General features: G+C 58.3%; 33 protein-coding genes. 14 read left to right on the top strand and 19 right to left on the bottom strand.

Going from position 1 to position 26264, the window contains the following annotated elements; genetic code table 11:
* Positions 1 to 80: 80 nt before the first annotated feature.
* Positions 81 to 575: a 5-(carboxyamino)imidazole ribonucleotide mutase gene (gene purE, locus ACRBB0_RS19045; protein ID WP_431376050.1), complete on the top strand. Its 495-nt coding sequence runs from the start codon at positions 81 to 83 to the stop codon at positions 573 to 575.
* 112 nt (positions 576 to 687) lie between these two features.
* Entirely contained in the window at positions 688 to 1758 is a 1071-nt protein-coding gene (locus ACRBB0_RS19040; RefSeq protein WP_431376049.1) for a 5-(carboxyamino)imidazole ribonucleotide synthase, read from the top strand.
* Between the two features lie 161 nt (positions 1759 to 1919).
* Here the strand turns inward: ACRBB0_RS19040 and ACRBB0_RS19035 are convergent, their stop codons facing one another.
* Together ACRBB0_RS19035 and ACRBB0_RS19030 are read right to left on the bottom strand one after the other, a co-directional pair.
* Positions 1920 to 3062, bottom strand: a complete 1143-nt coding sequence (locus tag ACRBB0_RS19035; RefSeq protein WP_431376048.1) for an alpha-D-ribose 1-methylphosphonate 5-triphosphate diphosphatase — start codon at positions 3060 to 3062, stop codon at positions 1920 to 1922.
* Positions 3052 to 3822, bottom strand: a complete 771-nt coding sequence (locus ACRBB0_RS19030) for an esterase/lipase family protein (RefSeq protein ID WP_431376047.1) — start codon at positions 3820 to 3822, stop codon at positions 3052 to 3054. The genes ACRBB0_RS19035 and ACRBB0_RS19030 overlap by 11 nt, the downstream gene beginning before the upstream one ends.
* A gap of 54 nt (positions 3823 to 3876) precedes the next feature.
* Here ACRBB0_RS19030 and ACRBB0_RS19025 point away from each other — a divergent pair, with 54 nt between their 5' ends.
* Positions 3877 to 4332, top strand: coding sequence for an NUDIX domain-containing protein (locus tag ACRBB0_RS19025; RefSeq protein WP_431376046.1), 456 nt, complete (start codon positions 3877 to 3879; stop codon positions 4330 to 4332).
* Here the strand turns inward: ACRBB0_RS19025 and ACRBB0_RS19020 are convergent.
* The 5 genes from ACRBB0_RS19020 to ACRBB0_RS19000 form a co-directional block, all read right to left on the bottom strand.
* Positions 4302 to 5183: a DMT family transporter gene (locus ACRBB0_RS19020; protein ID WP_431376045.1), complete on the bottom strand. Its 882-nt coding sequence runs from the start codon at positions 5181 to 5183 to the stop codon at positions 4302 to 4304. The two genes, ACRBB0_RS19025 and ACRBB0_RS19020, sit on opposite strands and share 31 nt — an antisense overlap.
* Positions 5183 to 5536, bottom strand: a complete 354-nt coding sequence (locus ACRBB0_RS19015) for a hypothetical protein (protein ID WP_431376044.1) — start codon at positions 5534 to 5536, stop codon at positions 5183 to 5185. The genes ACRBB0_RS19020 and ACRBB0_RS19015 overlap by 1 nt, the downstream gene beginning before the upstream one ends.
* A gap of 53 nt (positions 5537 to 5589) precedes the next feature.
* Positions 5590 to 9045, bottom strand: a complete 3456-nt coding sequence (gene smc, locus ACRBB0_RS19010) for a chromosome segregation protein SMC (protein ID WP_431376043.1) — start codon at positions 9043 to 9045, stop codon at positions 5590 to 5592.
* Positions 9046 to 9310: 265 nt separating this feature from the next.
* The gene (locus ACRBB0_RS19005) at positions 9311 to 9508 is read right to left on the bottom strand and encodes a hypothetical protein (RefSeq protein WP_431376042.1); all 198 of its coding nucleotides are present in this window, start codon (positions 9506 to 9508) and stop codon (positions 9311 to 9313) included.
* 333 nt (positions 9509 to 9841) lie between these two features.
* Positions 9842 to 10120 carry a hypothetical protein gene (locus ACRBB0_RS19000; RefSeq protein ID WP_431376041.1) on the bottom strand — a complete coding sequence of 93 codons (279 nt, stop codon included), beginning with the start codon at positions 10118 to 10120 and terminating at the stop codon, positions 9842 to 9844.
* A 272-nt stretch (positions 10121 to 10392) separates the two neighbouring features.
* Between ACRBB0_RS19000 and ACRBB0_RS18995 the strand changes: the two genes are divergently transcribed.
* Positions 10393 to 11601 carry a TsoY family (seleno)protein gene (locus ACRBB0_RS18995; RefSeq protein ID WP_431376040.1) on the top strand — a complete coding sequence of 403 codons (1209 nt, stop codon included), beginning with the start codon at positions 10393 to 10395 and terminating at the stop codon, positions 11599 to 11601.
* A gap of 112 nt (positions 11602 to 11713) precedes the next feature.
* Here ACRBB0_RS18995 and ACRBB0_RS18990 read toward each other — a convergent pair whose 3' ends face one another.
* From ACRBB0_RS18990 to ACRBB0_RS18950, 9 genes are all read right to left on the bottom strand, one after another.
* A complete protein-coding gene (locus tag ACRBB0_RS18990; RefSeq protein ID WP_431376039.1) occupies positions 11714 to 12523 on the bottom strand; it encodes a division plane positioning ATPase MipZ in 810 nt (269 codons plus the stop codon).
* A gap of 195 nt (positions 12524 to 12718) precedes the next feature.
* The gene (locus tag ACRBB0_RS18985; protein WP_431376038.1) at positions 12719 to 13279 is read right to left on the bottom strand and encodes a F0F1 ATP synthase subunit B; all 561 of its coding nucleotides are present in this window, start codon (positions 13277 to 13279) and stop codon (positions 12719 to 12721) included.
* A gap of 4 nt (positions 13280 to 13283) precedes the next feature.
* The gene (locus ACRBB0_RS18980) at positions 13284 to 13835 is read right to left on the bottom strand and encodes a F0F1 ATP synthase subunit B' (RefSeq protein WP_431376037.1); all 552 of its coding nucleotides are present in this window, start codon (positions 13833 to 13835) and stop codon (positions 13284 to 13286) included.
* A gap of 93 nt (positions 13836 to 13928) precedes the next feature.
* Entirely contained in the window at positions 13929 to 14153 is a 225-nt protein-coding gene (locus tag ACRBB0_RS18975) for a F0F1 ATP synthase subunit C (RefSeq protein ID WP_072630388.1), read from the bottom strand.
* A gap of 65 nt (positions 14154 to 14218) precedes the next feature.
* Entirely contained in the window at positions 14219 to 14977 is a 759-nt protein-coding gene (locus ACRBB0_RS18970) for a F0F1 ATP synthase subunit A (RefSeq protein ID WP_431376036.1), read from the bottom strand.
* Positions 14967 to 15305: an AtpZ/AtpI family protein gene (locus ACRBB0_RS18965; protein WP_431376035.1), complete on the bottom strand. Its 339-nt coding sequence runs from the start codon at positions 15303 to 15305 to the stop codon at positions 14967 to 14969. The genes ACRBB0_RS18970 and ACRBB0_RS18965 overlap by 11 nt, the downstream gene beginning before the upstream one ends.
* Before the next feature lie 209 nt (positions 15306 to 15514).
* A complete protein-coding gene (locus ACRBB0_RS18960; RefSeq protein WP_431376034.1) occupies positions 15515 to 16228 on the bottom strand; it encodes a deiodinase-like protein in 714 nt (237 codons plus the stop codon).
* A 1-nt stretch (position 16229) separates the two neighbouring features.
* Positions 16230 to 16673 carry a MarR family winged helix-turn-helix transcriptional regulator gene (locus ACRBB0_RS18955; RefSeq protein WP_431376033.1) on the bottom strand — a complete coding sequence of 148 codons (444 nt, stop codon included), beginning with the start codon at positions 16671 to 16673 and terminating at the stop codon, positions 16230 to 16232.
* 48 nt (positions 16674 to 16721) lie between these two features.
* Positions 16722 to 17603: a LysR substrate-binding domain-containing protein gene (locus ACRBB0_RS18950; RefSeq protein ID WP_431376032.1), complete on the bottom strand. Its 882-nt coding sequence runs from the start codon at positions 17601 to 17603 to the stop codon at positions 16722 to 16724.
* Between the two features lie 107 nt (positions 17604 to 17710).
* Between ACRBB0_RS18950 and ACRBB0_RS18945 the strand changes: the two genes are divergently transcribed.
* Positions 17711 to 17917: a hypothetical protein gene (locus tag ACRBB0_RS18945; RefSeq protein WP_431376031.1), complete on the top strand. Its 207-nt coding sequence runs from the start codon at positions 17711 to 17713 to the stop codon at positions 17915 to 17917.
* A gap of 31 nt (positions 17918 to 17948) precedes the next feature.
* The gene (locus ACRBB0_RS18940) at positions 17949 to 18353 is read left to right on the top strand and encodes an ArsR/SmtB family transcription factor (RefSeq protein ID WP_431376030.1); all 405 of its coding nucleotides are present in this window, start codon (positions 17949 to 17951) and stop codon (positions 18351 to 18353) included.
* A gap of 86 nt (positions 18354 to 18439) precedes the next feature.
* On the opposite strand, the gene ACRBB0_RS18935 is transcribed toward ACRBB0_RS18940, so the two are convergent.
* The 3 genes from ACRBB0_RS18935 to ACRBB0_RS18925 all read right to left on the bottom strand — a co-directional run bounded on the left by ACRBB0_RS18935 (position 18440) and on the right by ACRBB0_RS18925 (position 20628).
* Positions 18440 to 19339, bottom strand: coding sequence for a DMT family transporter (locus ACRBB0_RS18935; RefSeq protein ID WP_431376029.1), 900 nt, complete (start codon positions 19337 to 19339; stop codon positions 18440 to 18442).
* A gap of 8 nt (positions 19340 to 19347) precedes the next feature.
* Positions 19348 to 20229, bottom strand: a complete 882-nt coding sequence (locus tag ACRBB0_RS18930) for a LysR family transcriptional regulator (RefSeq protein WP_431376028.1) — start codon at positions 20227 to 20229, stop codon at positions 19348 to 19350.
* Positions 20230 to 20403: 174 nt separating this feature from the next.
* Positions 20404 to 20628, bottom strand: a complete 225-nt coding sequence (locus ACRBB0_RS18925; protein ID WP_431376027.1) for a hypothetical protein — start codon at positions 20626 to 20628, stop codon at positions 20404 to 20406.
* Between the two features lie 415 nt (positions 20629 to 21043).
* On the opposite strand from ACRBB0_RS18925, the gene ffh reads away from it, so the two are divergent.
* From ffh to ACRBB0_RS18885, 8 genes are all read left to right on the top strand, one after another.
* Positions 21044 to 22555 carry a signal recognition particle protein gene (ffh, locus tag ACRBB0_RS18920; protein WP_431376026.1) on the top strand — a complete coding sequence of 504 codons (1512 nt, stop codon included), beginning with the start codon at positions 21044 to 21046 and terminating at the stop codon, positions 22553 to 22555.
* A 59-nt stretch (positions 22556 to 22614) separates the two neighbouring features.
* Positions 22615 to 23121: a GNAT family N-acetyltransferase gene (locus ACRBB0_RS18915; RefSeq protein ID WP_431376025.1), complete on the top strand. Its 507-nt coding sequence runs from the start codon at positions 22615 to 22617 to the stop codon at positions 23119 to 23121.
* Entirely contained in the window at positions 23121 to 23642 is a 522-nt protein-coding gene (locus ACRBB0_RS18910; RefSeq protein WP_431376024.1) for a GNAT family N-acetyltransferase, read from the top strand. Before ACRBB0_RS18915 ends, ACRBB0_RS18910 begins: the two co-directional genes overlap by 1 nt.
* Positions 23643 to 23730: 88 nt before the next feature.
* Entirely contained in the window at positions 23731 to 24261 is a 531-nt protein-coding gene (locus tag ACRBB0_RS18905) for a GNAT family N-acetyltransferase (protein ID WP_431376023.1), read from the top strand.
* Complete coding sequence (locus tag ACRBB0_RS18900) at positions 24258 to 24779, top strand: GNAT family N-acetyltransferase (protein ID WP_431376022.1); 522 nt, start codon at positions 24258 to 24260, stop codon at positions 24777 to 24779. Before ACRBB0_RS18905 ends, ACRBB0_RS18900 begins: the two co-directional genes overlap by 4 nt.
* A complete protein-coding gene (locus tag ACRBB0_RS18895; RefSeq protein WP_431376021.1) occupies positions 24776 to 25369 on the top strand; it encodes a GNAT family N-acetyltransferase in 594 nt (197 codons plus the stop codon). Before ACRBB0_RS18900 ends, ACRBB0_RS18895 begins: the two co-directional genes overlap by 4 nt.
* Positions 25369 to 25971: a GNAT family N-acetyltransferase gene (locus tag ACRBB0_RS18890; RefSeq protein ID WP_431376020.1), complete on the top strand. Its 603-nt coding sequence runs from the start codon at positions 25369 to 25371 to the stop codon at positions 25969 to 25971. The genes ACRBB0_RS18895 and ACRBB0_RS18890 overlap by 1 nt, the downstream gene beginning before the upstream one ends.
* Positions 25964 to 26263, top strand: a complete 300-nt coding sequence (locus tag ACRBB0_RS18885) for a chorismate mutase (RefSeq protein WP_431376019.1) — start codon at positions 25964 to 25966, stop codon at positions 26261 to 26263. Before ACRBB0_RS18890 ends, ACRBB0_RS18885 begins: the two co-directional genes overlap by 8 nt.
* Position 26264 lies beyond the last annotated feature (1 nt).

Raw genomic sequence — 26264 nt, 5'->3', positions numbered from 1 at the left:
TTGCCGTTTTATCGGCGATCCGTATAGTGCGCGCTTCTTCGAACGCGACTTCGCACGCCACTTTGCACATGGGGACGATCATGACCAAACCGCTCGTAGGCATTATCATGGGCAGCCAATCGGACTGGCCAACGATGAAAGAGGCCGCTGATGTCCTCCAAGAGCTTGGCATCGCACATGAGGTCAAGATCGTCTCGGCCCACCGCACCCCTGACCGGCTCTGGGACTATGGCAAAACCGCGGTGGATCGCGGCTTGCAGGTGATCATTGCCGGTGCTGGCGGGGCGGCCCATCTGCCCGGTATGATGGCCTCAAAAACCCGCGTGCCTGTGGTCGGCATTCCGGTGCAAACCCGCGCCCTGAGCGGTGTCGACAGCCTCTATTCCATTTTGCAAATGCCGCGCGGTTTTCCAGTTGCGACCATGGCCATCGGCGCCGCCGGTGCCAAAAACGGCGGCTTGATGGCCGCAGGGATTCTGGCGCTGCACGACCCCGATCTCGCTGCCCGTTTGGACAAATGGCGCAGCGATTTGTCCGCCTCAATCGCGGATGAACCCGACCGCGACCTACTCTAGGGGCAAAACCCCCTAAAATCGGGGCAATTTGTACAGATTGCCCCCCGCGCCCCCCTTGCGCAAACCCAAGACTCGCCGCATCAAGCGCCCAACGCGTTTCAGGAGGCCCACCATGACAACTCCCCTCACACCCGGTTCCACCATCGGTATCCTCGGAGGTGGTCAGCTTGGCCGCATGTTGTCTGTCGCCGCAAGCCGACTCGGTTTCAAGACCCATGTATTTGAACCAAGCGCCAACCCGCCTGCGGCCGATGTTGCGCATCGCGTCACCACAGCCTCCTACGAAGATGCCGATGCCCTGCGCGCCTTTGCCGAGACCGTCGATGTCATCACTTACGAATTCGAAAACATCCCCACATCGGCGCTTGATCTGCTCGAAACCCTGCGCCCGATCCGCCCCGGCCGCGAAGCGCTGCGCATCAGCCAAGACCGCTTGACCGAAAAGGCCTTCCTTGCGGATCTCGGCCTGAGCATCGCACCTTTTGCCGATGTCTCCGACGCCGACAGCATGACCGCCGCAGTTGAGAAAATCGGCACGCCCTCGATCCTCAAAACCCGTCGTTTTGGCTATGATGGCAAAGGTCAGGCCCGTCTCAAGACCCCCGACGACGCGGCCCAAGCCCTCGCCGATATGCAAGGTGCCCCCGCCGTCCTGGAAGGCTTCGTCAACTTCACCAGCGAGATTTCCGTGATCGCGGCCCGTGCGATTGATGGCCAAGTCGCGGCCTATGACCCCGGTGAAAATGTCCACCGCGATGGCATTTTGCACACCACAACCGTCCCTGCCAAAATGCCCGGTCGCTTCTTGACCGACGCGGTTTTAATGGCGGGTCGCATCCTCAACGAACTTGATTACGTCGGTGTCATGGGTGTCGAATTCTTTGTGACTCCCCAAGGGCTTATCATCAACGAAATCGCCCCCCGCGTCCATAATTCCGGCCATTGGACACAGAATGGCTGTGTCTGCTGTCAGTTCGAACAACACATCCGTGCCGTGGCAGGCCTGCCTTTGGGCGATGGCCAACGTCACTCCGATGTACAGATGGAGAACCTGATTGGCGACGACATGGACAAAATGCCCGACCTGCTCGCCGATCCATCCTGCGCTCTGCATCTCTATGGCAAGGCCGAGGTCAAACCGGGCCGCAAAATGGCGCATGTCAACCGGATCACCTCTGCCTGACACCCGCGCCCTGCGCGGCTTCTGGGCACAAAACCTTCCGATCTAGAAACCGGTTTCAGCGCATAAATTCACCTGAGAATGCATTGCGGAGCCCCGTTCCTTCGCACCCGGCACCACACCGGGCGCGGTGATCCGCCCAAGTTTCGAAATAAATCATGTTTCTACATGAATCGCTGCGCCACCGCCCCGCTCATCCATGCGACCTGCCCAGCGGCCAACGCCGCGACGATCCTCCGGGTTTCGCGGTCCATGACCACCAGATCGGCGCGCAAACCGGCCTCAAGCCGCCCGCGGTCCGTCAACCCAAGCAATCGCGCTGGCCCATCCGACACCAGGCGCCAGGCAGCGACCTCATCGAGCAACCCCAATTCAACACAACGCCACGCGGCCCGCGCCGGCGATGGATAATGGTAGTCCGATGCCAAGGCATCACAAAGCCCCGCCGCAATGAGATCCTGAGCCGAGGCATTGCCCGCATGGCTGGCCCCCCGCACAACATTTGGGGCCCCCAATACGATAAATTCGCCCGCATCGCGCGCCGCTTGCGCCGCTTCAAATGTTTCTGGAAATTCAGACACATGCGCGCCGCGTGCGCGCCATATGGCCCGTCCGTCGGCTGTGCGATCATCATGGCTTCCCATGGTCACGCCCGCCGCCGCCAAACGCGTGGTCAAGGCCTCCATCGCCCCGTCTACCTCAGACCCGCGCCCATGCAGATCCAGCAACAGCTTGAAATAATCCTCTGGATTGCGGCGGCTCTTGAGAGCTTGCCCAGTCAACCGCGGGGGCTTGCGCCCTTGCGCCAGCCGCGTGTGTGGCAGGTGATCGTTGAACACCACATAGCGGATGCCAAACTCGGCAATCGCCGCCTCAGCGCTGTCTAGCTCATCCAAATAATGGGTCTCAAGCCGCAGTTGCAAGCGCATGTCAATCGGCACAGACGCCTGCATTCCTTGCACAGATTCAAACACTTCACGGGCAAATTCCGGCCCGCGCAACCCGCCTTCCCAGCTCCAGAATTGTGCCAGAACCGCCGTTGTGATCCCGTTTGCCGCCAGCTCTGCAGCCACAGCGACCATTCCCGCGTCCCGCTCACGCAATGCGCCTCGGCGCGGTGCCATGTGGCGTTCGAACCCGTCACCATGGGCATCAACAATGCCTGGCAACACATCATAGCCGGTCAAATCCACCGATCGCCCGGTGGGCGCATCCGCAATCACACCAGCCGCCACAGCCAAGGGCGCATCATCCCAGCCCTCTGGGCGCAACACCCGCGCACCGGTCAGTGTAACGTCAATGCTCATGCGGCTCCTCCGGGCAAATTCCCACCAGACAGCTCAACATTGCCGGTGTCACATCTTTGGTCCAATCCAAAGCCGGATCAAACCGACCGTCACGCAAAAACAGTTCAACCTGCGCCATGCTCATCGGGTCTTGGGTGATAAAGGTGTGGGTCACAGGCAATTCCAAATGCGCCGACATACCCTCAACCTTGGTCGACTCCACCGTCACCTTGCCGTCGTCCTCGCCGGGTAAAATCGCCGAAAACGCGGGGTTCAGCGTATTGGTTCCCGCAATAACGCCCAGCTCAAAATCCACCGGCGGCAGGCGCTCTGGCAAGCCGTTTGGACCGGTGCGCAGCTGTAATCCCGCTGGGCCGTTGATCCATTCGAACGGGGCCCAATCACCCAATTCATCCACAATTTCGCTGCCCTGGTTGGGCGGGCCCAGCATCACAACACGCCCAAGCCACTCTGGATCATGATCCTGCAACCAATAGCGCAACAAAATACCGCCCATCGAATGGGTCACAAAATGGGTCGGGCGGCTTGGACATTGCGCCTGCGCATCCGGGATCACTTGAACCAAATCTTCGATCCGCGCTTTGGTCGATGGGTATTCGGCAATAACCACGTCGTAGCCTTGATACTCCATCACCCATTTCATCACCGCAAAAGACGCACCGGTGCGCGCCAACCCATGCATCATCACAATGCACTCGGCCTTCAGCGGTGCTGCGGTCGCCATCAAGACACCAAGAACAGGAAGGATCAGTTTTTTCATAGCGCTTGAAATAAGCAGCCCGCCCGCCATAGGAAAGAGGCAAAGGAGCCTCCCATGCACAATCGCCCTATTCGTCTGGCAGTTCGCGGCGTCATTTTACGTGAAAACCGCCTGCTTTTGGTCAATGCATGGCCCAAGGGCAAGGATGGCAGCATCTCTGATCTCTGGTGTGCGCCCGGCGGAGGTGTCGAAAAGGGGCAATCGCTCCCCGATAATTTGGCGCGTGAGGTGATGGAGGAATGCGGCCTGACCGTCGCGGTCGGCCTGCCATGCCTGATCAATGAATTTCACAACCCCGATGACGGGTTTCATCAGGTTGAGGTGTTCTTTCGCTGCACCGTCACGGGCGATTTGTCTGATGATTGGCAAGACCCCGAAGGCGTGGTCACCCGCCGCCGGTTTTTCAGTCAGGCTGATGTGCAAAACCTGCATCTCAAACCCGACAGCCTGCGCCATCTGCCTTGGTCAGATGCCATCACCTATGACGCGTTGGAGCTCTTGGCGAAATAGCGCGGGCCAAGCACCGACACCGCCACGCCGCCCAGAATAATCACCGAAGCGATCACAAATTTCAGGCTGAGAGCCTCGTCCAGAAACAACATGCCCCCGGCCATCGCAATCGGCGGCACGGTCAACTGGGCTACGGCGGACACGCTGGCATCCAGCTGGGGCAACACCCTGAACCACAAGGCATAGCCAAGCCCCGAGGCAAGTGCACCACTTGCGATTGCAAATCCCATACCGGCGGGGTTGTCTCCTAGGTTGCCCAAGGGCGTGGCATCGTACCCTAAAATCAAAAACACCCCTGGTACGACCATCGCAGCCAACAGAAAATTCGCCGCCGTGTCCGGCAAAGGCGCAGCGCTGCCGCGGCCCGCCAAGGAATACAGGCCCCAACCAAGGCCAGCCGCCCCCATCATCGCCACCGCAACCGGATCTTGGGCGATGTCTTGCCATGGCCAGACCAAATACATCAGTCCCACAAACGCAACGCAGGCCCCAACCACACGAAGAACTGGCAAGGCTTCCCTAAGCAGCAAGGCACCTGCAAACATGGTGATCTGCACCGTTCCAAACAGCAAAAGCGCACCCGTACCCGAATCCATCGCGCGGTAAGCATCGGTGAAGCCGATGATATACAACGACAATCCAAAAACGCTTAGCGCACGTCGCCAATTGACAAGCTGAATTCTGTGGCCCCCAATCAAACACAGCACCAGCAGAACAAAGGCGCCAGAGGCCAGCCGCACAAGCGCAAATGTGTTTGTCTCAAGCCCTGCGCCATGCACACCGGCGCGCGTCAGCAACGAATTTGCGGCAAAGGCCACCATGGTTAGCGCCGACAAGAGGAACAATCGCATCAGGGGCGCACCGGGAAGCGATGCCCCTCTTGGGTGATCAAAATCATCCGATCACCATTCATAACGTAAAAATCGCACCGCGTCGTTTCATTCAGGAACTCTACGCAAATTGCGCCCTCTGGATTGATGTCCCAATAGCCATAGGCCGCCGAGCCCGATCCTGCATAGGTGTAACTATACCGCCCATCGACATAGTATTTGGCCTGTCCGTCGTCGTAAAACTCAAGCACTTCGCCGCGCAAACGCGTGTCCAACGCATCACGTTCAAAGGGCGTATCACCCTTTTTTATGGCAAATTCCTCGGCCCAAACCGGCCCGGCGATCAGCACAGCCAAAATCCAAGACAAACGCAACAGCACCTCCTAAGCTGATAATATCTTAGCCGGAGCAAACCTGCCCGTCACGATCACGCGACCATTTTTTCCGCATTTTTTAGATCAACTGAAACCAATTGGCTCACGCCCTGTTCTTGCATGGTCACGCCATACAAGCGGTCCATCCGCGCCATGGTCACCGCATGGTGGGTGATGATCAAGAACCGTGTATCCGTGCGGCGGCACATTTCATCCAGCATGTCACACATGCGGGTGACGTTGGCGTCATCCAGCGGCGCGTCCACCTCGTCCAGCACACAAATCGGCGCCGGGTTGGCAAGGAAAACGCCAAAGATCAACGCCAGTGCGGTCAGGGTCTGTTCCCCCCCCGACAGCAGGGACAGCGTCGACAGTTTCTTGCCCGGTGGTTGGCACATGATCTCAAGGCCAGCTTCCAGCGGGTCGTCGCTTTCGACCATCACCAGATTGGCCTCGCCACCGCCAAACAGATGGGTAAACAGCATGCTGAAATTGGCGTTGACCTGTTCAAACGCGGTCAAAAGCCGTTCACGCCCTTCGCGGTTCAGACTGGCAATGCCACTGCGCAGAGTCTTGATCGCCTCTTCGAGATCGGCCTTTTCCTGCACCAATTCGTCATGCTCGGTCTGAACCTCTTTGGCATCCTCTTCGGCGCGCAGGTTCACCGCCCCAAGCGCATCCCGCTGACGCTTCAAACGCGCCACATCATGTTCGATCTGATCTGACCCGGCCATATCTTCGGGTGTCTTATCGAGCTGTTCCAACAGCTGCTCTGGCCCGCATTCAAGCTCTTCCGAAATCCGCTCCGACGCCGCCTGCACCGTTTCCTGTGCGGCTTCCGCCCGTGCTTCGGCCCGCGCCCGTGTTTCACGGGCTTCACCGGCCAAACGCTCGGCGTCCCGTTCATCGCTGATCGCGGCGCGCAAGGCCGTTTCGGCCCCGGTCAACGCATCCGTCGCCTCCGCCTTGCGTGTCTCTGCGTCGTCAATGCCACCCGACAGCTCTTCACGCTTGTCGGCCAGCTCATCGGGAACCGTGATCGCCTCTTCAAGCTCTTCGACGCTGGCCTCGCGCCGTTCCGCCAAATCAACCGAATGCTTTTCCGCCGTCTCAAGCCGATGCCGCCAGCCAGACAATTCCTTGGTCACCTGTTGGGCGCGCCCCTTGCGGGCCTCGCCTTCGCGGCGCAACTCATCATGACCCGAGCGTTTGGCCATCATGGTCATCCGTGCCGCCTCAACGGTCATTTTGATGTCTTCAACCTGACCGCGCGCCTCATCCAAATCATCCAGCTCATGCATGCCGCGCTCGGCCTCGGCCAATTGCTCCCGCGCGGTTTCGATCTCTTCTTCATACCGCCGCACCGAAAGCCCGGCGCTTTCCAACTTGCTTTGCGCCATGTCGCGATCGGCTTCGGCGCGGTTAAACGCCCGGTTCGCCTGTGTCAGTTGCTGATCCGCCTGACGACGGGCCTCGCGCGCGGATTTGTCTGCGCCGGTCAGCTCAGCCAGACGCGCTTGCAAGGCTTCATGCGCAGACCGTGTGCCGTCCAAATGCGCCGTCGCCGAGGCCATTTCCTGCTTCAACCCTTCCAACCGGTTGAGCTGTTCCAACCGCAAGGCCGCCGCTGATGGCTGATCTTCGGCCCAGGCGCGAAACCCGTCCCAGCGCCACAAATCCCCTTCCAGCGTCACCAAGCGCTGCCCCGGTTTCAACAAGGGCTGCAGCCGCGCGCCATCATCCGCGCCAACCAGCCCGATCTGATCCATGCGCCGCGCCAGAACATCAGGCACCGAGACATGCTGCGACAGCGCCGTCACCCCATTTGGCAGGGCTTGCGCCTCGTCGTAATCGGGCAGCACCGACCACCCGGTCGGGCCATCCGCCTCCACCTCAGGCGCGCGCAGATCATCGGCCAGGGCCGCCCCCAGCGCCTTTTCAAACCCTTGCTCGACCTGCAAACGATCCAGAATCTGGCCACCCTCGGCGGTATCGCGATCCAAAAGCCGCGCCAAGGCCGTGACTTCAGCCCGCAAGGCGTTCATCTCACCTTCGGCTTCTGAACGCTCGCCGCGTGCTTCGGCCTCACGCGATTGGGTCTCAGCTCGTGCTTCTTCGGCATTGGCCAGCAATTCCTCGGCCCGTTCCGCCATGGCCTGGGCCTCATCCTGCGCCTCTTCGGCGGCCTCTGCGGCCTCGCGAGAACCGTCCAAAGTCAGCGTCGCTTGCGCCACCGCATCCCGTGCTCGCGTGGCTTCGCCTTCGGCACGATCCATCGCCTTGCGACTGTCGCTGACAAAGCGTTGCGCCGATTGATGTCGCGCGGACAGCCGCGCCACGTCTTCGGTCCGCTGCGCCAGATCGGCCTCGCGTTCGTGCAAAATCGCCGCCGCATCCGAGGCCATCTCAGCCGCCTCTTCAAGCCGGTCTTCATGGCCATCCGCCGCTTTTTCAAGCTCGCGCGCTTCCCATTCCAACCGCTCAATCGTGTCACCTGCGTCGCGGTTGAGCCCCGCTTCGCGTTCCATATCCCGGTCAAGCTGATCAATTCGGCGTTTCAGCGTGTTGATCGCCTCGACCGCGCGTTTTTCCTGATCCGAAAGCGCATCGCGCTGCACCACAAGCCGTTGCAAAACTGCCGCTGCAATCGCCTCTTCTTCGCGCAAAGGTGGCAAACCATCCTCAAGCTGCGAGCGTTTGGTCGCCGCCGCGAGCACGATCTTTTCGGCCTGCGCTGCGTGTTGGATCATCTCGCGCAACTGTGTTTCCGCAACCAGCCGCGCATCTTCGGCCTCACGCCAGCGGCGATACAACAACATGCCCTCGGCTTGCCGCAGCTCCTCACCAATGGCGCGATACCGTGCGGCCTGACGCGCTTGGCGCCCCAATTGCCCCAGTTGCCCGGCCAATTGCTCGACCACATCATCCACGCGCAACAGATTGGCCTCAGCGCCCTTTAGCTTGAGCTCGGCCTCATGACGGCGCTGATACAGGCCGCCAATCCCGGCCGCATCTTCCAAAACCTTACGACGGTTCTTGGGCTTGGCGTTGATAAGTTCCGAAATCTGCCCCTGGCGCACAAGCGCCGGAGAATGCGCCCCGGTTGACGCATCGGCAAATAACATCTGCACATCGCGCGCCCGCGTGTCCTTGGAATTCACCTTATACGCGCTCCCGACATCGCGGGTGATCCGCCGGGTGATTTCAAGCTGATCACTGTCGTTGAACCCCGCCGGGGCCAACCGCTCACTGTTGTCGATGGTGAGCAGAACCTCGGCAAAGTTGCGCGCCGGCCGCGTCGCCGCCCCGGCAAAGATCACATCTTCCATGCCCCCACCGCGCATCGCCTTGGCGCGGGTTTCCCCCATGACCCAACGCAGCGCCTCAAGCAGATTGGACTTGCCACAGCCATTGGGTCCGACAACCCCGGTCAGCCCGTCGGCAATGACCAGATCGGTTGGGTCCACAAAGCTCTTAAAGCCCGTCAGTCTGAGTTTGTTAAATCGCAAATGCGCTGCTCTGAGATTGCGCCCAGTTCTTGGGCCTGATTCCATGTGTGGCGGTCAGATTGGCGGTTTGCCCCCCTCAGAGTCAACGAAATATGCGCCTATTTGGCGGCCCGTTGCCAGTTGTCCACAACATATTGCGAACCCGTTACCGCTTCACGGTTTCGACTATTGGCCATCTCCAGGCACACTATAAAGGCGACAGTGTCCGTTTATCGAATAATGAGGGACTTGATAACAAACGTATCTGGACCGTCTGTGGTCTGAGTTAGTCAGCCTGTAGCACCGCTGAAATCACCACCCCGCCTGTCATTTTAAACCCAACGTTTTTAAACCCAACTTTGCGCCCAATGCGGTTGGCATTGACGGGTACGTCAAGCAAGGCTCCCACGGCAATCCTGAGCCCCGGTTCCGCGGTTAGGAAACCGTTCAAATCCGAATCCGCAGCAATGGCGAGACGGGTCAAACCGAACGCATTGAGGTGCCTTGCACGTTGGACAGCGGCGTTTATACGGCGAGATTTAACACGCCCGCGAATGTTGTTGTTCGCGACTGCGGCCCGAACGCTTTAGCGTTGTTTGTGCGCTGTGAATCTGGTGGAAAATCGGGTCCGCCACGGTCAATGCCTATAACTTCTCCTCGGCCCAACGTCAGCAATCAGCGGTCGGAACAGGGTTATTGGGGGCAATTGTGATCGGCGCAGTTGCGGCTGCAAGCACCGATAATGAAAGGGACGAGTTCAAGTATCCATTGATCACTGTCACGATCAAAGCTCCGAAATAGCGCTTGTGTTGGCCGATTATTGGCACGTCATATAACCGGCCAGGCTGTCTCCGCGTGTGTAAAGATCATCAATCTCGCAAAACACGGTCCGCTGTTTCTTAGGGCGTTTGGGAACCCGCTCGCCCTCACATTTCAAACCGACCCACATCATCGCCGGGTCCCCGTCGACCCAAGCCGCCCTGCAACCGGTTTCGGCCTCTGCCAGAATGGCCGCCTTACGCGAAATGTCAGGGAATTTCGGAAGCCACTCCGGCGAAATACGAATCATTTCGATCACATTTCCACGGCGGCTCATGGTGAATGTTGACCCGTCGTATCTTTTTTCAATCTGCGGGGCACCGCGAAATCCGGGGCCCGCATGTTTGCAAGCTCCCAGTCCGATGATCATAAAAAACAAAAGGATACGCATGGGCTACTGTTGTTCGGACTTGGTTACCAATTGGTTAATCCCTGTGCCAATTTGATGATCCCATCCAATCAATGTCACCGCTCCAAAGATGGGCCTTTACATTCCGTTTTTGGAATGCTTATTATATTCCAGTTTCCGAATATTAATGGAGCCGTCCCATGGCCACTCATACAAAACCAGCGGATACATATTCGCCGCTCTACTTCCTCGCCTCACTTGGCGCTGGAGGTGCCTCAGTTTCATTCTTTATGTTCTTGATGTTCTGGGTCCCGCATCCCGGCCGTCCTGTTCCAATCTTCGAAGACATTCTGGCCGCGTTCAACACCGGCGGGCCGTGGCTGCAAACCGCCATTGTCATCGCCTGGATTGGCATTGCCTATTTCGTCTTTCTCAACATCAAGTTGTTGATTTGGAACCTGTCAGCCTTTTCGACCTTCAAACGAACCGATGCCTACCAAAAACTGGTCTCATCTAACGCCGAATCCACCATTTTGGCGATGCCGCTCGCCATGGCGATGAGCGTGAACGCGCTGTTCATTGTTGGCCTCGTCTTTGTGCCGGGCCTGTGGGGTATTGTGGAATTCCTGTTTCCCATGGCCCTGATTGCCTTTGCGGGCATCGGCCTTCTCGCTGTTCGGCTGATCGGACGCTTCTTGGGGCGGGTTTTGTCCCAGGGCGGCGTTTTCGACGTCACCGCCCATAACAGCTTCGCCCAATTGCTTCCCGCCTTCGCCGTTTCGATGGTTGCGGTCGGCTTCGCGGCCCCTGCTGCGATGAGCACAAGCCCCGCCACGGTTGGCATCTCCCTGGTGCTGTCGACCATCCTCGGCGTCACTGCGATCCTCTATACGCTGCTCGCGGCCAGCTCTGCCGTCTCGTCGATGCTTCAGCATGGCACCGCCCGAGAAGCAGGCCCGACCTTGATGATCATTGTGCCCATCGTCACAGTTCTTGGCATTATGTTCCTGCGCCAAAACCATGGGCTGCACACCACGCTTGATGTGCATGGAAGTGACGGTGAAACCATGATCTTCCTGACCCGTTTACTGGCCATCCAGTTGGCCTTCCTTGGTCTCGGGGCCGTCGTTCTGCGCGCTCAAGGGTATTTTGATGATTTTGTCATGGGTGCCAAAACCTCGCCGGGATCCTATGCCTTGGTCTGCCCTGCGGTGGCCCTCTCGGTGATGATCCAGTTCTTTGTGAACAAAGGGTTGGTGGCCTCTGGTCTGATCGCGAAGTTCGGCATTGCCTATTGGTCGGTCACCGGGGTTGCGATCATCGCGCAGATCATCGCCATCGCTTTGATCATCCGCCTAGGACGCCAGCATTTTGGCACGCACACAGCAGTTGCCGTTCCAGCAGAATAACGGGGCGAGATAACGAAAAGCCGGGCTCAACCGCCCGGCTTTTCCTGTTTTTGGTGATGATACCAAAGCAACCGTCTGCAGATCGAATTTTCGCCGAAAATTCGCCGCCCGCCTAAAAGGTCACCTCAACCCCAGGCAGGTTCAACGCCTTTACCAGCTCACGCAATTCCTGCCGGGCCGCGATATTGGAAATATTCAGCTGTTTCACCCCGGTATCGCGCAGATCCAACAACGTCAGACCCCGTGGAAACAGCTCTCGAAAGATCACACGCTCATTAAAGCCGGGCGCAATCCGAAACCCGATCCGCTTGGCCAATCGCTCCAATGCGCTTTCCATCTTCTTCTTATTGACCATCTGCTGCGCGCCCACCCGGTTGCGCAACACAATCCAGTCAATCGGCTGTAACCCCGCTTGTGCCCGCAATTGCCGCGCCGACCACACCATCTCAGAATAGACCGACGGCCCGATGATCTTTTCACCATCGCTGTCGATTTTCGCCAGCAGATCAAAATCCACAAAACTGTCGTTCAACGGAGTCACCAGCGTATCGGCCAGCGAATGCGCAACCTGGCTCAACCGTGTATGCGAGCCGGGGCAATCGATCACGATAAAATCCGACTGAGCCTCAAGCTCGGCCACCGCCTGACTGAGCCGGTGGTCATATGCCGCTTCGCCATCCGGGGCGTTTTGCGCGTCCGTTGGCGGCAGGTCGACAAAAATCGGGGTTGGAAGATCAAGCCCCTGCGCATCCAAATACTTGCGCCGGTTTTCCAGATAACGGCCCATGCTCTTCTGCCGCAAATCGAGGTCAAGCGCCCCAACGCGATGGCCCATCCGCGCCAATGCCGTTGCGACATGCATCGAGACGGTCGATTTGCCCGCCCCGCCCTTTTCGTTACCGACGACGATTGTATGTGCCACGCTTTGCGCCTCTTTATTTTTGCCCGACTGGTTCGCCAGTAGGAGAGCAGCTTTGACCGTATCTTTGGACCTGCGTCAAGGAAAGAGCCCCGGCACAAAAGACACCCGGCACGTGGCCATCCCCCCACAACCCCAAACGAAAAAGGCCCGGTACCTTGCGGTCCGGGCCTTGATCTAGTTCAGAAAACTGAACGCTTAGTGAAGCTTTGCACCCACTTCTGCGATCGAGTCATCAATCAATTTGCCTGCGTCAACCGCAGTCATCTGACCAGCAACAACATCCTGTGCAGCAAGAACCGCAACGCGGGCTGCGGTGTCGCGCACCTCTTTGACAGCCGAGGCTTCCGCAGATGCGATCTGGGATTCAGCGGCCAGCAAACGGCGTTCAACCGATGCTTTCATGTCTTCTTTCGCCTGCTCAGCAGCCAGTTCGGCCTCTTGCTTGGCGTGGGCTACGATGCGCTCAGCTTGCTCAGCAACTTCGCGCGACTTGCGCTCATAGCTGGCCAACAGGGTCTGGGCTTCTTCACGCAGTTTGCGTGCTTCGTCCAGCTCATCGCGAATACCTTCGGCGCGTTTGTCGAGCAAACCACCCAACAGGCCAGGCACTTTGAAATAGGCCAGAACACCCAAGAACAACAAGAAGCCAAGCAGCACAACAAAGTCAGTGTTGCCAAGCGACCAGAAGTTACCGCTTGCGGCAAAGGCTGGGCTTGCGGTGAGACCAAACACGGCGGGGAGGATCAGCTTGTTCATGAACTTACCCTTTCATCCGGTTGGTCACAGCAGCCGCAACAGATGCTGTGTCGGCGTTGCCGCCCAGCGCTGCAACGATGGCTTCGGCTGTGTCTTTTGCAACAACTTCAACGTTTTCCATGGCCGAGGCGCGGATGTCAGCAATTGCCTTCTCCGACTCAGCAGCCTTGGCAGAAATCTCTGCGTCAGCTTTTTCAAGGGCCACGTCGAGCTCTGCTTTAATTTCGTCGCGTGTCGCTTGCGCAATGGCTTGCGATTCAGCGCGTGCATCTGCCAGTGCCTTCTCATAAGCGGCTTCGGCCTCTTGGGCTTTGCGCTTGAGATCTTCGGCGGCGGCGATGTCGTTGGTGATCGTCCCCTGACGTTCGGCCAGAACCGACGCAATCCGCGGCAATGCAATGCGCGAAAGCACCAGGAAGATCACAACAAGTGTGATGACCAGCCAGAATACCTGGTTGCCAATCCAGTCGCCGCAAAGCTGCGGCATACCAAGCGCGGAGCCATGCGAGTCAACGCAAGAACTGACGGCTTCGGCAGCGTGTGATTCAGACGCCATAATGTCTGTCCTCCGTCGGAACGTTGTCTTTCGATCGGGCGGGCCAGACTATCGTCTGAACCGCCCGGGCGTAAGGATACTATGTTCCGTGGATTATACGGCGAACATCAGCAGCAGCGATACGAGGAATGCAAAGATGCCCAGTGCTTCCGCGAACGCGATACCGATGAAGAGTGTTGCTGTCTGACCGGCTGCTGCCGATGGGTTGCGCAATGCGCCGGCAAGGAAGTTGCCTGCTACGTTACCTACCCCGATTGCGGCTGCGCCGGAACCGATTGCTGCCAGGCCTGCGCCGATGTGTGCGAGATCGCCTTCCATATTCCTATCTCCTTACGATTGGAAGTTGAGTAATTGTGGTCTGGCAGGAGAACCCTGCCGAGCCATTAGTGTGACGGGTGCAGTGCGTCTTTGAGATACACGCAAGTCAAGATTGTGAACACGTAGGCCTGGATAAAGGCCACGAGGATTTCCAACCCGTACATCGCGGTGATCGCAACAACGGAGATGGGGGATACCAGTGTGATCGCCGCAAAACCCGCGAACACTTTGATAACCGCGTGGCCCGCCATAACGTTGCCTGCCAGACGAATGCTGTGGCTAACGGGGCGAACGAAGTACGAGATCAGCTCGATCACGGCCAAGATCGGGCGCAGTGCGGCAGGTGCGCTGGACACCCAGAACAAGCCCAGAAAACCGGCGCCGTTTTTGACAAAGCCGACGATGGTCACGGTGAAGAACACTGCAAAGGCCAAGACCACGGTGACCGCAAAATGCGATGTGGTGGTAAAGCTCATTGGGATCAGGCCAAGGAAGTTGGCGAAGACGATGAACATGAACAGCGTCATGATATAAGGGAAGTAGACCAGACCGTCTTTGCCGGTCACGTCTTCGATCATCTTGTAAACGAAGCCATAGGCCAGTTCAGCAATCGACTGGCTGCGCGACGGCACGATGGCGCGGCGCGATGTGCCGATCACCATCAAACCAACAATGGCCAAAATTGCGATTAGCATCCACAGGGTCGAGTTGGTGATGGTGAACATGCCAACCGCACCGTCGCCAAACAAAGGCTTAACGATGAACTGATCCATTGGGTGGAATACGAGGCTGCTGCCTTCTGCTGCTGCGGTCTCAGTCGCCATCTTTGTCCCCTTCGGTCGCCCCTTGCGAGGCTTCTTGTGTCTCTTGGATCTCTTTGGCGGTACGCATCATCACGTTCACACCTGCCGCAAGACCCAGCAATATAAACAGCACCATAAACAAAGGCGTCGTGCCGACCAGCACATCAAGCCCGTATCCGATGCCAAAGCCGATACCAATACCGGCCACCAATTCCGTCACCATCCGCCAGGCCTGATTGGCCATCGAATAATGCTCCTCTTGGTGCTTCTTGCCGCCGCTCGGCCCTTTGGCCGCTTCGATCTTGGCTTCTAGCTCTCTTAGCTTCTGCTTTTGATCGGTGTCGGTCACGCAAGTCGCCCCGTTTGGAGTTCATGGGGTTGGTATGTCGCCATGCGGCCTGAGTCAACATGCCGTTAACATGCAAACGCCAACGTCTAGGTGCTTGAATTTTCGGCGAAAATTCGACGCCCGCCCTCCAGGTGCGATTCCGTCGCAGGGCGTGTTAGCGCGAAATGCCGCTCAAACGCATATTCAACCAAAACGTTGAGTTTACCAGATCAGCATTTGATGTTCGGCGCGACGCCGGTTTTACGCCCTAACAGCAACCGCACATTGCGCCGGATCAGGTTGTTCCAAATCAGATGCGGCAGCCCTCTCAGAAAGTCAGACATCGACCCTTTTCCCCCGGCCCCAAGCACCCTGAGACTGACCTGCGGCGGCACGGGCTTAAACCATGCGCGCAACGCAGCCGGCTTTCCCGCCTTAAGAAGATCAAGCGCACGGCGCGTCACCGTCGGATTGTTCCAATCCACCGCATAAACAATGCACCCGTTGCGGTTGATGATAAAAACCGAATTGGGATAGCCGCCATAGGCCGTGTGAACCGTCCCCTCAATATCATCCACAAACACCCGCCGGTTTTCGCCATCCGCGATCAAACCTGCGGCACAGGCGCTCTTGTCGTCTTGCACCACATGGGCCGGAATATTCGCACCGGGATGGGCTTCCCGAACATAGAGCACCGCAAAGCTGATGTCGCTGTGTTGCTCATCCAATCCGGTCATCGTCTGACGCCGCCCCTGAAACAACGGACAGGTCACGCTGCCCATTTCCAGCACCAAAAAGTCACCCTCAAAGTCCAACAACCGCGCCCTGCCGCCGCCATCGGCCACCTCAATAGTAAAGTCGGGGGCCTTTTGCCCCGGCTGAGGACTGCGAAAATTCACCAGATCATAGTCTGTCGCATCAAAATTGCCGTAATTATAGGTCATATCACGTCTCCTTAGCCTCCGCGAGGTTTGACACCATCCGTTGCATCACCGTCATGGCGTGGCTCACATCCTCTGGCGCAATGCCCTCAAGCGTCTGATCAATCAGACCGCCTGCAATCCCCGCTAACTCGTCAAACGTCGCCTGCCCCTTGGGGCTTAGGCTCAACCGAACCGCGCGCCGGTCTTGCGTGTCGCGCACCCTCAGGACAAGCCCCTTGCGGTCCAGTCGATCAAGGGTTCGGGTGATTGTCGTCTTGTCACGCAGGCTGCGATCCGACAGCTCCGTTGCCGTGATATCGGGCAGGGATTGAAGGATGAGCAAAATCGCCCATTCCTCAGCACTGACATCCAGCCCTTCCGCCTCAAAGCGCTGCACAAGCCTGCGGCGGATCAAAAAGGACAGGTGGTTCACCCAGTAATGCGGATATGAGTCGTGTGTCTTCATGGTTGCTATTTACAATAGTTGCTATATGCAATCAATAGCGCAAATATGTCACCCAGCTCTGAACGGCGCACCCTCCTCCACAAGCCAATCACGAAACTGTCGCACCGCACGTCGGCGCATTGCTTGCGGCTCGGCCAGCACCTGATAAGAGCCACTGCGCAACGGCACATCAAACAGCCGCCGCAAATCGCCACGCCGCACATATCGCTCAACAATTTCGGCGCTGATCAGCAAAACCCCCTGCCCCGCCAAGGTCGCCTCAATGGCAAGATTGGCGCGCATCCGCCATTGCGATTGCACCAGCCCCTGCGCATCGACACCGGCCTTTTCAAACCACTCACTCCAGGAATCGCCGCTGCGATCCTTGTATCGCCGACAAGTAAGCAACTCTTCGGGGTGTCGTATGTCAGAAAACGTTTTTGGACAGCCATATACATACAACGGGGCGTTTGTGATAACCTCGCTGGGCTGTTCGGGAACCGTGCGCAGGATCGACCGGATCGCCAAATCCGCCTCAAACCCACCCAAATCCGCCAATGAAATGGTCGCGGTGATCCGCGGCTCCACCTCTGGAAACGCATCCAGAAACCTGCCCAGACGCGGCATCAGCCAATGGGTGGCAAATGTCGGCTCACAACTGATCGTCACCACCCCCGAGGCCCGCCCGGTCATGGCTTCGGTTGCCTCGGAAATCACATCAAAAACTGGCGAGATCTGCCCAAGATACGCCCGCCCCTCGGGCGAAAGGGTGACCCCGCGCGCGGCCTCTCGGAACAGTTGCACCCCCAAGCGTTGCTCCAAACCGCGCACATGTCGGCTGATCGACGAATGGCTGACACCGAGTTCCTCTGCAGCCCGGCTAAAGCTGCCATGCCGCCCTGCCGCCTCAAAGGCGCGCAAGGCATTCAGAGGGGGAAGGCTGCGTGGCATATCTTATCTGTGCATTTTTTGCACAACTCATGTCAAGCAACGGCGTTTGTTTTGCCAGCATTCATTGCGATATTCATTCAACAGCAAACTTCAACATGAGACTGATTATGACACATGCCCGCACATCCGCCTTTTGGCGGCTCTTTTCGCGTGTTCGATTTCAACGTCGCGACACCACCCCCAAAGACCCGAGCCTGGATGTGGTCAATGACCTGCCCCAAGGGCTGACCGATAGCCAATTGCGTGACATCGGCCTTAGCGATCAACAATCCTATCTGTACCGCGCCAAAGATCGCTATCCGCAAGGCTTTTGAATTCCGGCAGGTTTGCGTATATGCCATGCGCATGACCACTTCTCTCGACACTGTCTTTGCGGCCCTCGCCGATCCGACCCGCCGCGCCATCCTGTCGATGTTGCTGGAAGATGATATGGCGGTCACGGATGTGGCCGAGCCGTTTGAAATGTCTTTGGCCGCGATCTCCAAACATCTGATGATCCTCGCCAGCGCCGGATTGATCAGTCAGGAAAAGCGCGGCCGGGTGAAGTGGTGCAAGCTCGAACCCGATGCCCTGCGCGACACATCGGTCTGGATGCAGGGATTTGGCCAGTTTGAGCCGGTCAATCTTGATGCGTTTGAACGTTTTCTTGCGGTCGAACTGGCCGAGGATCAGCAAGACACCATGCCCGCCGAGCCACCTGTTGACCGGCCAGAAAACCCAAGTGACGATCAAACACCCCCCTTGGACTGAGACAATCAGACCGCCTCACCCAAGCCAGAAAACCCACGTCAGGCAACAAATCACGTCAGGCCAAAAATCACGTCAGGCCAGCAAAATCACGCGGAGGTCACCTGTGGCTCCTCGTCTTTGAGCAGCATAATCAATGCCAAGACCGTCAACGCAACGCCCGGCAACACCATCGCCGTTGGTACAGCCCGGCCCAAGGCAACTTCCCACAAGATCACCCAGCTCGGCACCAAATAGGTATAGGCCATGACCTTGGCCGCAGGCAGACGCAGCGCCGCATAGCGCAGGGCCAAAAACGTCAAACCTGTCGCCGCAATGGCCGTATAGCCGATTGTGATCCACACAATGCTTGGCAGATTGGCCCAATCCGTGTGCAGCAAATCGCGCCCGGCCCAGAGGCATAAAATCACGGCCCCGGCCATCAAAACCCCGGCGGTAAAGGCCAAAGCAGGCTCGCCCCGGCTCAGCACCCGCACCAGTGGCGCATATAAGGCATGCGCAATACAGCCCCAGAAATAGATCATCTCTCCGCGCCCGATCTCAAAGCGCAACGCCAGATCGGGATCGCCGCGAAAGATCACCCACAACGCCCCGACGCCACCAATCACAATAGCAAGCGCCATGCGGGTCGTGGTGATCTGGCGGATCAGCATATAGCCAAAAACAGCCGTCAGCGCCGGGTTCAGCGTGAACACCGCCGCCATGCTCACCGGCTCTGCTGTTTTCAAACCTTCGAACATTGTGACGAAATAAAAGGCAAAAAGCCCAGCAAGCACAAAATAACGCCATGGCGCGGACCAGACACTGCGGCTCATCCCGCCCGTCATCCACGCAACCAGCGCCATAACCAACCCGGCCACGACAAAGCGCACCGCATTCAGCACCTCAGGTTCGATAAAACCCGCCGCCATACTGCCTAACGAAAAGGATCCCGCGACAAGGGCCGAAAACCCCAACATCGCCAGATGCCCGCGCTGCGCTTCGGTCATTTTCTGGCTCACCCTTGCAATTCGTTGGAGCTATATTCTTTGAGATGCTTCAAAAACGCCTGCACCTTGGCGGTGCGGTGCAAATCCACGTGGGTCACAAGCCACATCGGCGCGCTCCAATCCTCTTGGGCTGGCATGACCTGCACCAAATCAGGATGCACAGCCGCTTCACTCACGCGCAAAAACCCAATCCCGGCTCCTGACAAAATCGCATGAACCAGCGACCGCCAATCGGTGCCCCGAAACTTCACATTTTCAAACGGCACATGTTTCATCAGCCACACCTGGAACGGCGCACGAATCTCTTCGCTGTCATGACCAACAAATCGGTGGTTCTTGAGATCATCGGTATCTGCTGGCATGCCATGCTCTGCGACATAGGCTTTGCTGGCATAAAGCGCGATGGGCTGGCGTACAAACGGCTGCACCACATTGTCCGGCTCAGACGGAACCGACCCGGCCCGCAGCGCCACATGCGCCTCGCCATATTCCAACCGAAACAGCCGGTCACCGGTCAGGAACCGCACCACCACATCGGGGTATTTGCGTTGGAAACTGGCCAATGCGGGCACCAAAAGCGGTGCAAAAGAGGCAATTGACGTCACCATCAGCTCGCCCGTCACGTCATTGCCGCGCCCTTTGATCCGCCCTTCCAGCTGGGCAAACTGATCGTCAGTGGTTTGCGCCACGCGCAACAGATCATCACCGGCTTCGGTCGGAGTATAGCCACGGGTGTGTCTCTGAAACAGTTTCACCCCAAGGCGCGATTCAAGTGAATCGATATGACGAATGACCGTGGCGTGATGCACGCCCAACCGCTCGGCCGCGCCGCTGACGGTGCCCATTTGCGCCACATGAAAGGCTGTCCGGATTTCGTCCCAATTTTGCATAGCACCCTCGTCTTCGGCTTTTTTCCTTATTGTAAGGACTTTGGCCTTAACAGCGAGATTGCAAGCCCCGCGCCCAACTCTCCTGACAAAAAGAAACAGCGGCCCGAAATTGAGCCGCTGTCACTTAAATTTTAGAACGACTGCCAAGTCAATTTCTCGGCAGTTGCGTTTTGCTTAGTCTGTGCCCGAAGACGATGCCAGAGCAGCACCAACCAGGATAACGCCGGCGATTGCAGCAACAGCGCCAGTTGCGCCCATGCCTGAAGAGGACGCTGCAACAGGAACAACGTCATAAACGTCTTCAACAACATCATCACCTGTGCTCTCAACTGGGGTACCAGCTGAAGCTGCGGTTGCGACTGCGGCCGAAACCAGTACGGAAGCGATCAGCTTTTTCATTTTCTAACTCCATCAAAAATAGCGACTTCAAGCGATTCGTATCGGATTCGCAACGAAACCGCCAGTAAAAATCCTTGCCAGATGTAAGCTTTGGCGGGAACCCACTCATAGCGTGCGCGATTTGCAACGCTTAGATAAAACTATCAGCATCACTTTAACCTCTTCCAAGGCACTCAGCTTGACTCTGAAACGGCTGAGGCGTACACCGCCCTCAACCATCCGGGAGAGTTGTGTCTTCCGGTCCCTTGGGCTTTGCCCGGGATCGCCCTCCGTCAGCGCGTTGCGCCCACGGGGGCTATCTTGCTTTGGGTCGCGCCAAACGCTGACCCTTTGGACAGCTCAGGGGTTACGATACGCGGCCGCTGATCTTACATGATCCGCAGTCATTATAATAACGGCACCAAGGAGGCCGCCAATGTTTGAAAATCTATCCGAGCGTCTGGGCGGCGTCTTTGATCGGCTGACCAAGCAAGGTGCGCTGTCTGCCGACGATGTCAAAACCGCCATGCGCGAAGTACGCGTCGCCCTGCTTGAGGCGGATGTCTCGCTCCCGGTTGCGCGTCAGTTCATCAAAGCGGTTGAGAAAAAGGCCACCGGGGCCTCGGTGACCAAATCGGTGACGCCGGGCCAACAGGTTGTCAAAATCGTCCATGACGAATTGATCGCGGTTCTGGCCGGTGAAGGCGAACCCGGTGCCCTCAAAATCGACAGCCCGCCCGCCCCGATCCTGATGGTCGGTCTGCAAGGCTCTGGTAAAACCACCACCACCGCCAAGCTCGCCAAACGTCTGAGCGAACGTGACGGCAAAAAAGTCCTCATGGCCTCGCTTGACGTCAACCGTCCGGCGGCGATGGAACAGCTTGAAATCCTTGGCAAACAAATCGGCGTGGCCACGCTCCCGATCGTCAAGGGCGAAGACCCGGTCACCATCGCCAAACGCGCCAAGACCCAGGCCTCCTTGGGCGGCTATGACGTCTATATGCTCGATACCGCCGGTCGCCTGTCGATTGACGAAGAGCTGATGCAACAGGTCGAAGCCGTCCGCGATGTCGCCACCCCGCGCGAAACCCTGTTGGTGGTCGATGGCCTGACCGGTCAGGACGCTGTACACACCGCTGAAAACTTTGACGACCGCATCGGCATTTCCGGCGTTGTGTTGACCCGGATGGATGGCGATGGTCGCGGTGGTGCGGCGCTGTCGATGCGTGCCGTCACCGGCAAGCCGATCAAATTCGTCGGCCTTGGCGAAAAGATGGACGCGCTCGAAACCTTTGAGCCTGACCGCGTTGCTGGCCGCATCCTTGGCATGGGTGACATCGTTGCCCTCGTCGAAAAAGCCCAATCCACCCTTGAGGCCGAACAAGCTGAGCGCATGATGAAGCGCTTCTCCAAAGGTCAGTTCAACATGAACGACCTTAAGATGCAGCTTGAGCAGATGATCAAAATGGGCGGCATGGAAGGCATGATGCAAATGATGCCGGGCATGGGCAAAATGGCCAAACAGGCGGGCGAAGCCGGCATGGATGACAAGGTGCTCAAACAGCAGATTGCCTTGATCCAATCCATGACCAAACGCGAACGCGCCAACCCACAATTGCTTCAGGCAAGCCGCAAAAAACGCATCGCCAAAGGTGCGGGCATGGAGGTCTCTGACCTCAATAAATTGCTAAAAATGCAGCGCCAAATGTCTGATATGATGAAGAAAATGGGCAAAATGGGCAAAGGCGGCATGCTCAAACAAGCCATGAAAGGCATGATGGGCAAAGGCGGTGGAGGTCTGCCGGGGGGCATGGACCCCTCGCAAATGGACCCGGCCGCCATGGAAGCCGCCGCCAAACAGCTCGGCGCGAAAATGCCCGGCGGTCTGGGTGGCATGCCCGGAATGGGTCTCCCCGGTGGCCTCTCCGGCTTTGGCAAAAAGAAATAACACGTCGTCTCACCCCTACACGCTCCGGCGCTCCCCTAATCCGCTACGGTCACTCGAAAATGAACCCCGCCCGCACCCTTCAAACTCCGCGCTTGCAGCTTCGCCTGCCAGTGGCCAGCGATCTGCCGGTTTACACCGCTTTCGCCGCCAGTGCGCGTGCGAATTTGGTGGGGGGGCCTTTTGATGCCCCGCGTGCCTTTGAAAAATTGGCGGCGATGATCGGCCATTGGGATTTGCGCGGCTGGGGCCGTTACGTGATCGAACATGACGGTCGTGCCATCGGCCATTGCGGCCCGCTCGACACCTTCGGCGACACCCCCGAAATGACCTGGACCTTGTGGGATGCCACCGCCGCGGGTCAGGGCTTCGCCACAGAAGCGGTCCAAGAAGTCATCCGCCACCTGTTCGACGATTGCGGCTGGTCCGATCTGAAAATCTGTATCGACCCGACCAACGCAGCCTCGCACCGGATGGCCCGGCGCATTGGCGCATCCATAACCGACCTGCCCGGCCCAACACGCTGGCCCGAGGCCCAGACCTATACATTGCACCGGAGCGCCGCCTGATGCCCGCCCCGATCCTCGACACCCCGCGCCTGCGGTTGCGCCCGCATGTCATGTCCGATTTCGACGCCTTTGCGACCTTTTTCGAAGGCCCGCGCGCCGCACATATGGACAAGCCGCAAAACCCGACTCACCTTTGGTACGGTCTAAGTTCCGAAGTCGGCAGCTGGGATTTGGTTGGCATCGGCGGCTGGGCCGTTGAAACCCGTGACGGCCAGTTGATCGGTCAGGTCGCCATCACTCAGCCCCCGCATTTCGCAGAACGCGAAATCGGCTGGATCCTGTTTGATGGCTATGAAGGCCAGGGCTACGCAGCCGAAGCCGCCACCGCCGCGCTGCACTGGGCTTGGAGACAGGGCATGGAAACCCTTGTGTCCTATATTGAAAAAGACAACGCACGCTCCATCGCCTTGGCCGAACGCCTTGGGGCGACGCTCGATCCAAATGGCGAAACTTACGACGATGATGATCTCGTCTACCGCCACAGCCCCGACACCGATGGCAACCCGGAGGCCTACGCATGATTATGGCCCTCCTGACCTGCGCCAAAATTCCGTGCACGGAATTTGCAAAATCCATGCATGGATTTTCGCCTGCCTCACGGGGGACAGCATGACCCTGACCCAAGCCCCCATTCTGGAAACCGAAAACCTCATCCTGCGCGGCCCGGAAAAGTCCGACGCTGAGGCGGTGATCACCTTCCTGCTTGATCAGGAACGCGCCGAAGGCTTTGGGGCCTCGCCCAATCGCGGCGACGCCTGGCGCTGGTTTTCCCTCAATGTTGGCCATTGGCATTGGCACGGCTACGGCTATTTCGTCATCGAAGACAAATCCACCGGCAAACCGGCTGGCATCTGTGGCATCTGGAACCCCGAAGGCTGGCCCGAACCGGAAATCGGCTGGGTTGTTTTCGCCGGTTTCGAAGGCAAAGGCATCGCCTATGAGGCCGCCCTGCGCGTGCGCCGTTACGCCTATGAAGACCTGCGTTTTACCACGCTGACCTCCAACATTGTCCCCGACAACACCCGCTCCAAAGCGCTCGCCAAACGGCTCGGGGCGCAATACGAACGCACCTATGACAACGTCAATATGGGCGTTGATGAACTCTGGCGCCATCCCAGCCCGGACGAGGTGCTGTCATGACCCGCGCCTTGCACACCGAGCGTTTGATCCTGCGTCGCCCCAATGGCTCAGACGCGGCGGCGACAACGGCCTTTTACCAGACCGAGCGTGCCCAATATGTCGGCGGCAACGTTCCAGAATTCCGCGCCTTTAGCAATTTCTGCGCGATTTTGGGCCACTGGGAAGTGCGCGGCTATGGGCTGTGGGCTGTGACCACCAAAGCCTCTGACGACATCATCGGCCTTGTTGGCCCCTACTATCCGAACGGGTGGCCAGAAACCGAAATCGGTTGGCTGATGTTCGACGGTGCCGAAGGCCAAGGCTACGCGGCCGAAGCGGCCAAGGCCGCCATCTCCGACGCCTATAAAACCTTGGGCTGGACAAATATCGTCCACTATATCGCGCACCCAAACACCCGCTCCGTCGCCTTGGCGCAGCGTCTTGGCGCGCAGCTTGACCCAAACGCCACCATGCCCAAGCCCGAAGACCCCTGTTTTGTCTACCGCCAACCGCCCGTTTCAGCGGGGGCCACGCAATGACCGACAAACCCACCCTCGCGCCCTGCGAAAAGCATCGCCCCGGTCCCGCCGCCCGTCAGGCCGCACGCCTTGGTGGCAAAATACCGTCGCTGGATACGCGCCGCCTGCAACTGCGTGCGCCGCGCATCTATGACTTCAAGGCCTATGCCAAGATCATGGAATCGGATCGCTCTATTCCCATGGGCGGCCCCTTTACCCGCGCCGAAGCTTGGGCCGATTTCACAGGGTATTCCGCGCTTTGGCTGCTGCATGGCCACGGGCTTTGGACCATCGACGCGCAAACCACCCCCTCGGCTGGCTTTGTTCTATTGGGCTACGAATACGAAGATCCCGAGGCCGAGTTGGGCGTTTTCCTGAGCGAAGACGCCGAAGGCCAAGGCTATGCCGAAGAGGCGATGATCGCGGCGCGCGACTATGCTTTCAACGATCTCAAATGGGATAGCATCGCCTCCTTTGTCGACCCCGACAATGAGCGCTGCATCACGTTGATGGAACGTCTCAGCGCGATCCGCGACACCGATGTCGAAGCCAAGATCAGCGATGACGGTCATACGCTGGTCTACCGCCACACCCCACAAGGAGCCGCCTGATGGGACACCGCGATATTCCAATCCTCGAAACGCGCCGCCTTGTGCTGCGCGGCCCCGACCCCGAGGATTACCCAAACTTCAAGGCCACCTTTGCCTCCTATCGCTCGCGTTTTATGGGCGGTCCTTTGAACGCCTATGAAACATGGATGCTCTATGCTGCCGAAATCGGCCATTGGGAAATCCGTGGCTATGGCATGTGGATGATCCACCTCAAGGACACCGACGAAACCGTTGGCATGGCCGGTGGCTGGTTCCCGGCACAATGGCCGGAACGCGAAATCGCCTGGATCATCTGGCCCAATCAATCGGGTCGTGGCTATGCGCTTGAAGCCGCGGATCGGGTGCGCCGCTATTTCTATCACGATCTCGGCTGGGACACCGCCGTGTCCTATATCGACCCCAAAAACCTCGAAGCGATCCGGCTTGCCGAACGTCTTGGCTGCGCCAAAGACCACGCGGCTCCGACCGTTGACGGCCATGATGCGGTGTATCGCCATCCGACCCTCGACCAGCTGCAAAGCCAGCTGGGCCATGGCATCGACATGGAAATCGCCCATTACGCCGATCCGCTGTTCAAACCGAAAGGCTGGGCTCTTGACTGATGACTCCGTAACCCTCGCCGCAGAAGTGCTCAAAGAGCACCGCGATAGCATCGACCGCCTCGATGCGATCCTCGTCTACACTCTGGGCGAGCGGTTCAAACACACACAGGCCGTGGGGGTTCTCAAAGCCTCACACGACCTCCCGCCCTCCGACCCCGCGCGCGAAGCAAAGCAAATTGCGCGGCTCGAAGACCTTGCGAACCAGGCCAATCTGGACCCGGAATTCGCCAAGAAATTCCTGAATTTCATCATTCAGGAAGTCATCCAACACCACAAACAACACCAATCTTGAC

It is taken from the genome of Pelagimonas sp., assembly GCF_050633425.1.
In the GTDB taxonomy this organism is placed as follows: Bacteria; Pseudomonadota; Alphaproteobacteria; order Rhodobacterales; family Rhodobacteraceae; genus Pelagimonas.
This window is presented reverse-complemented; position numbering and strand designations above follow the sequence as displayed.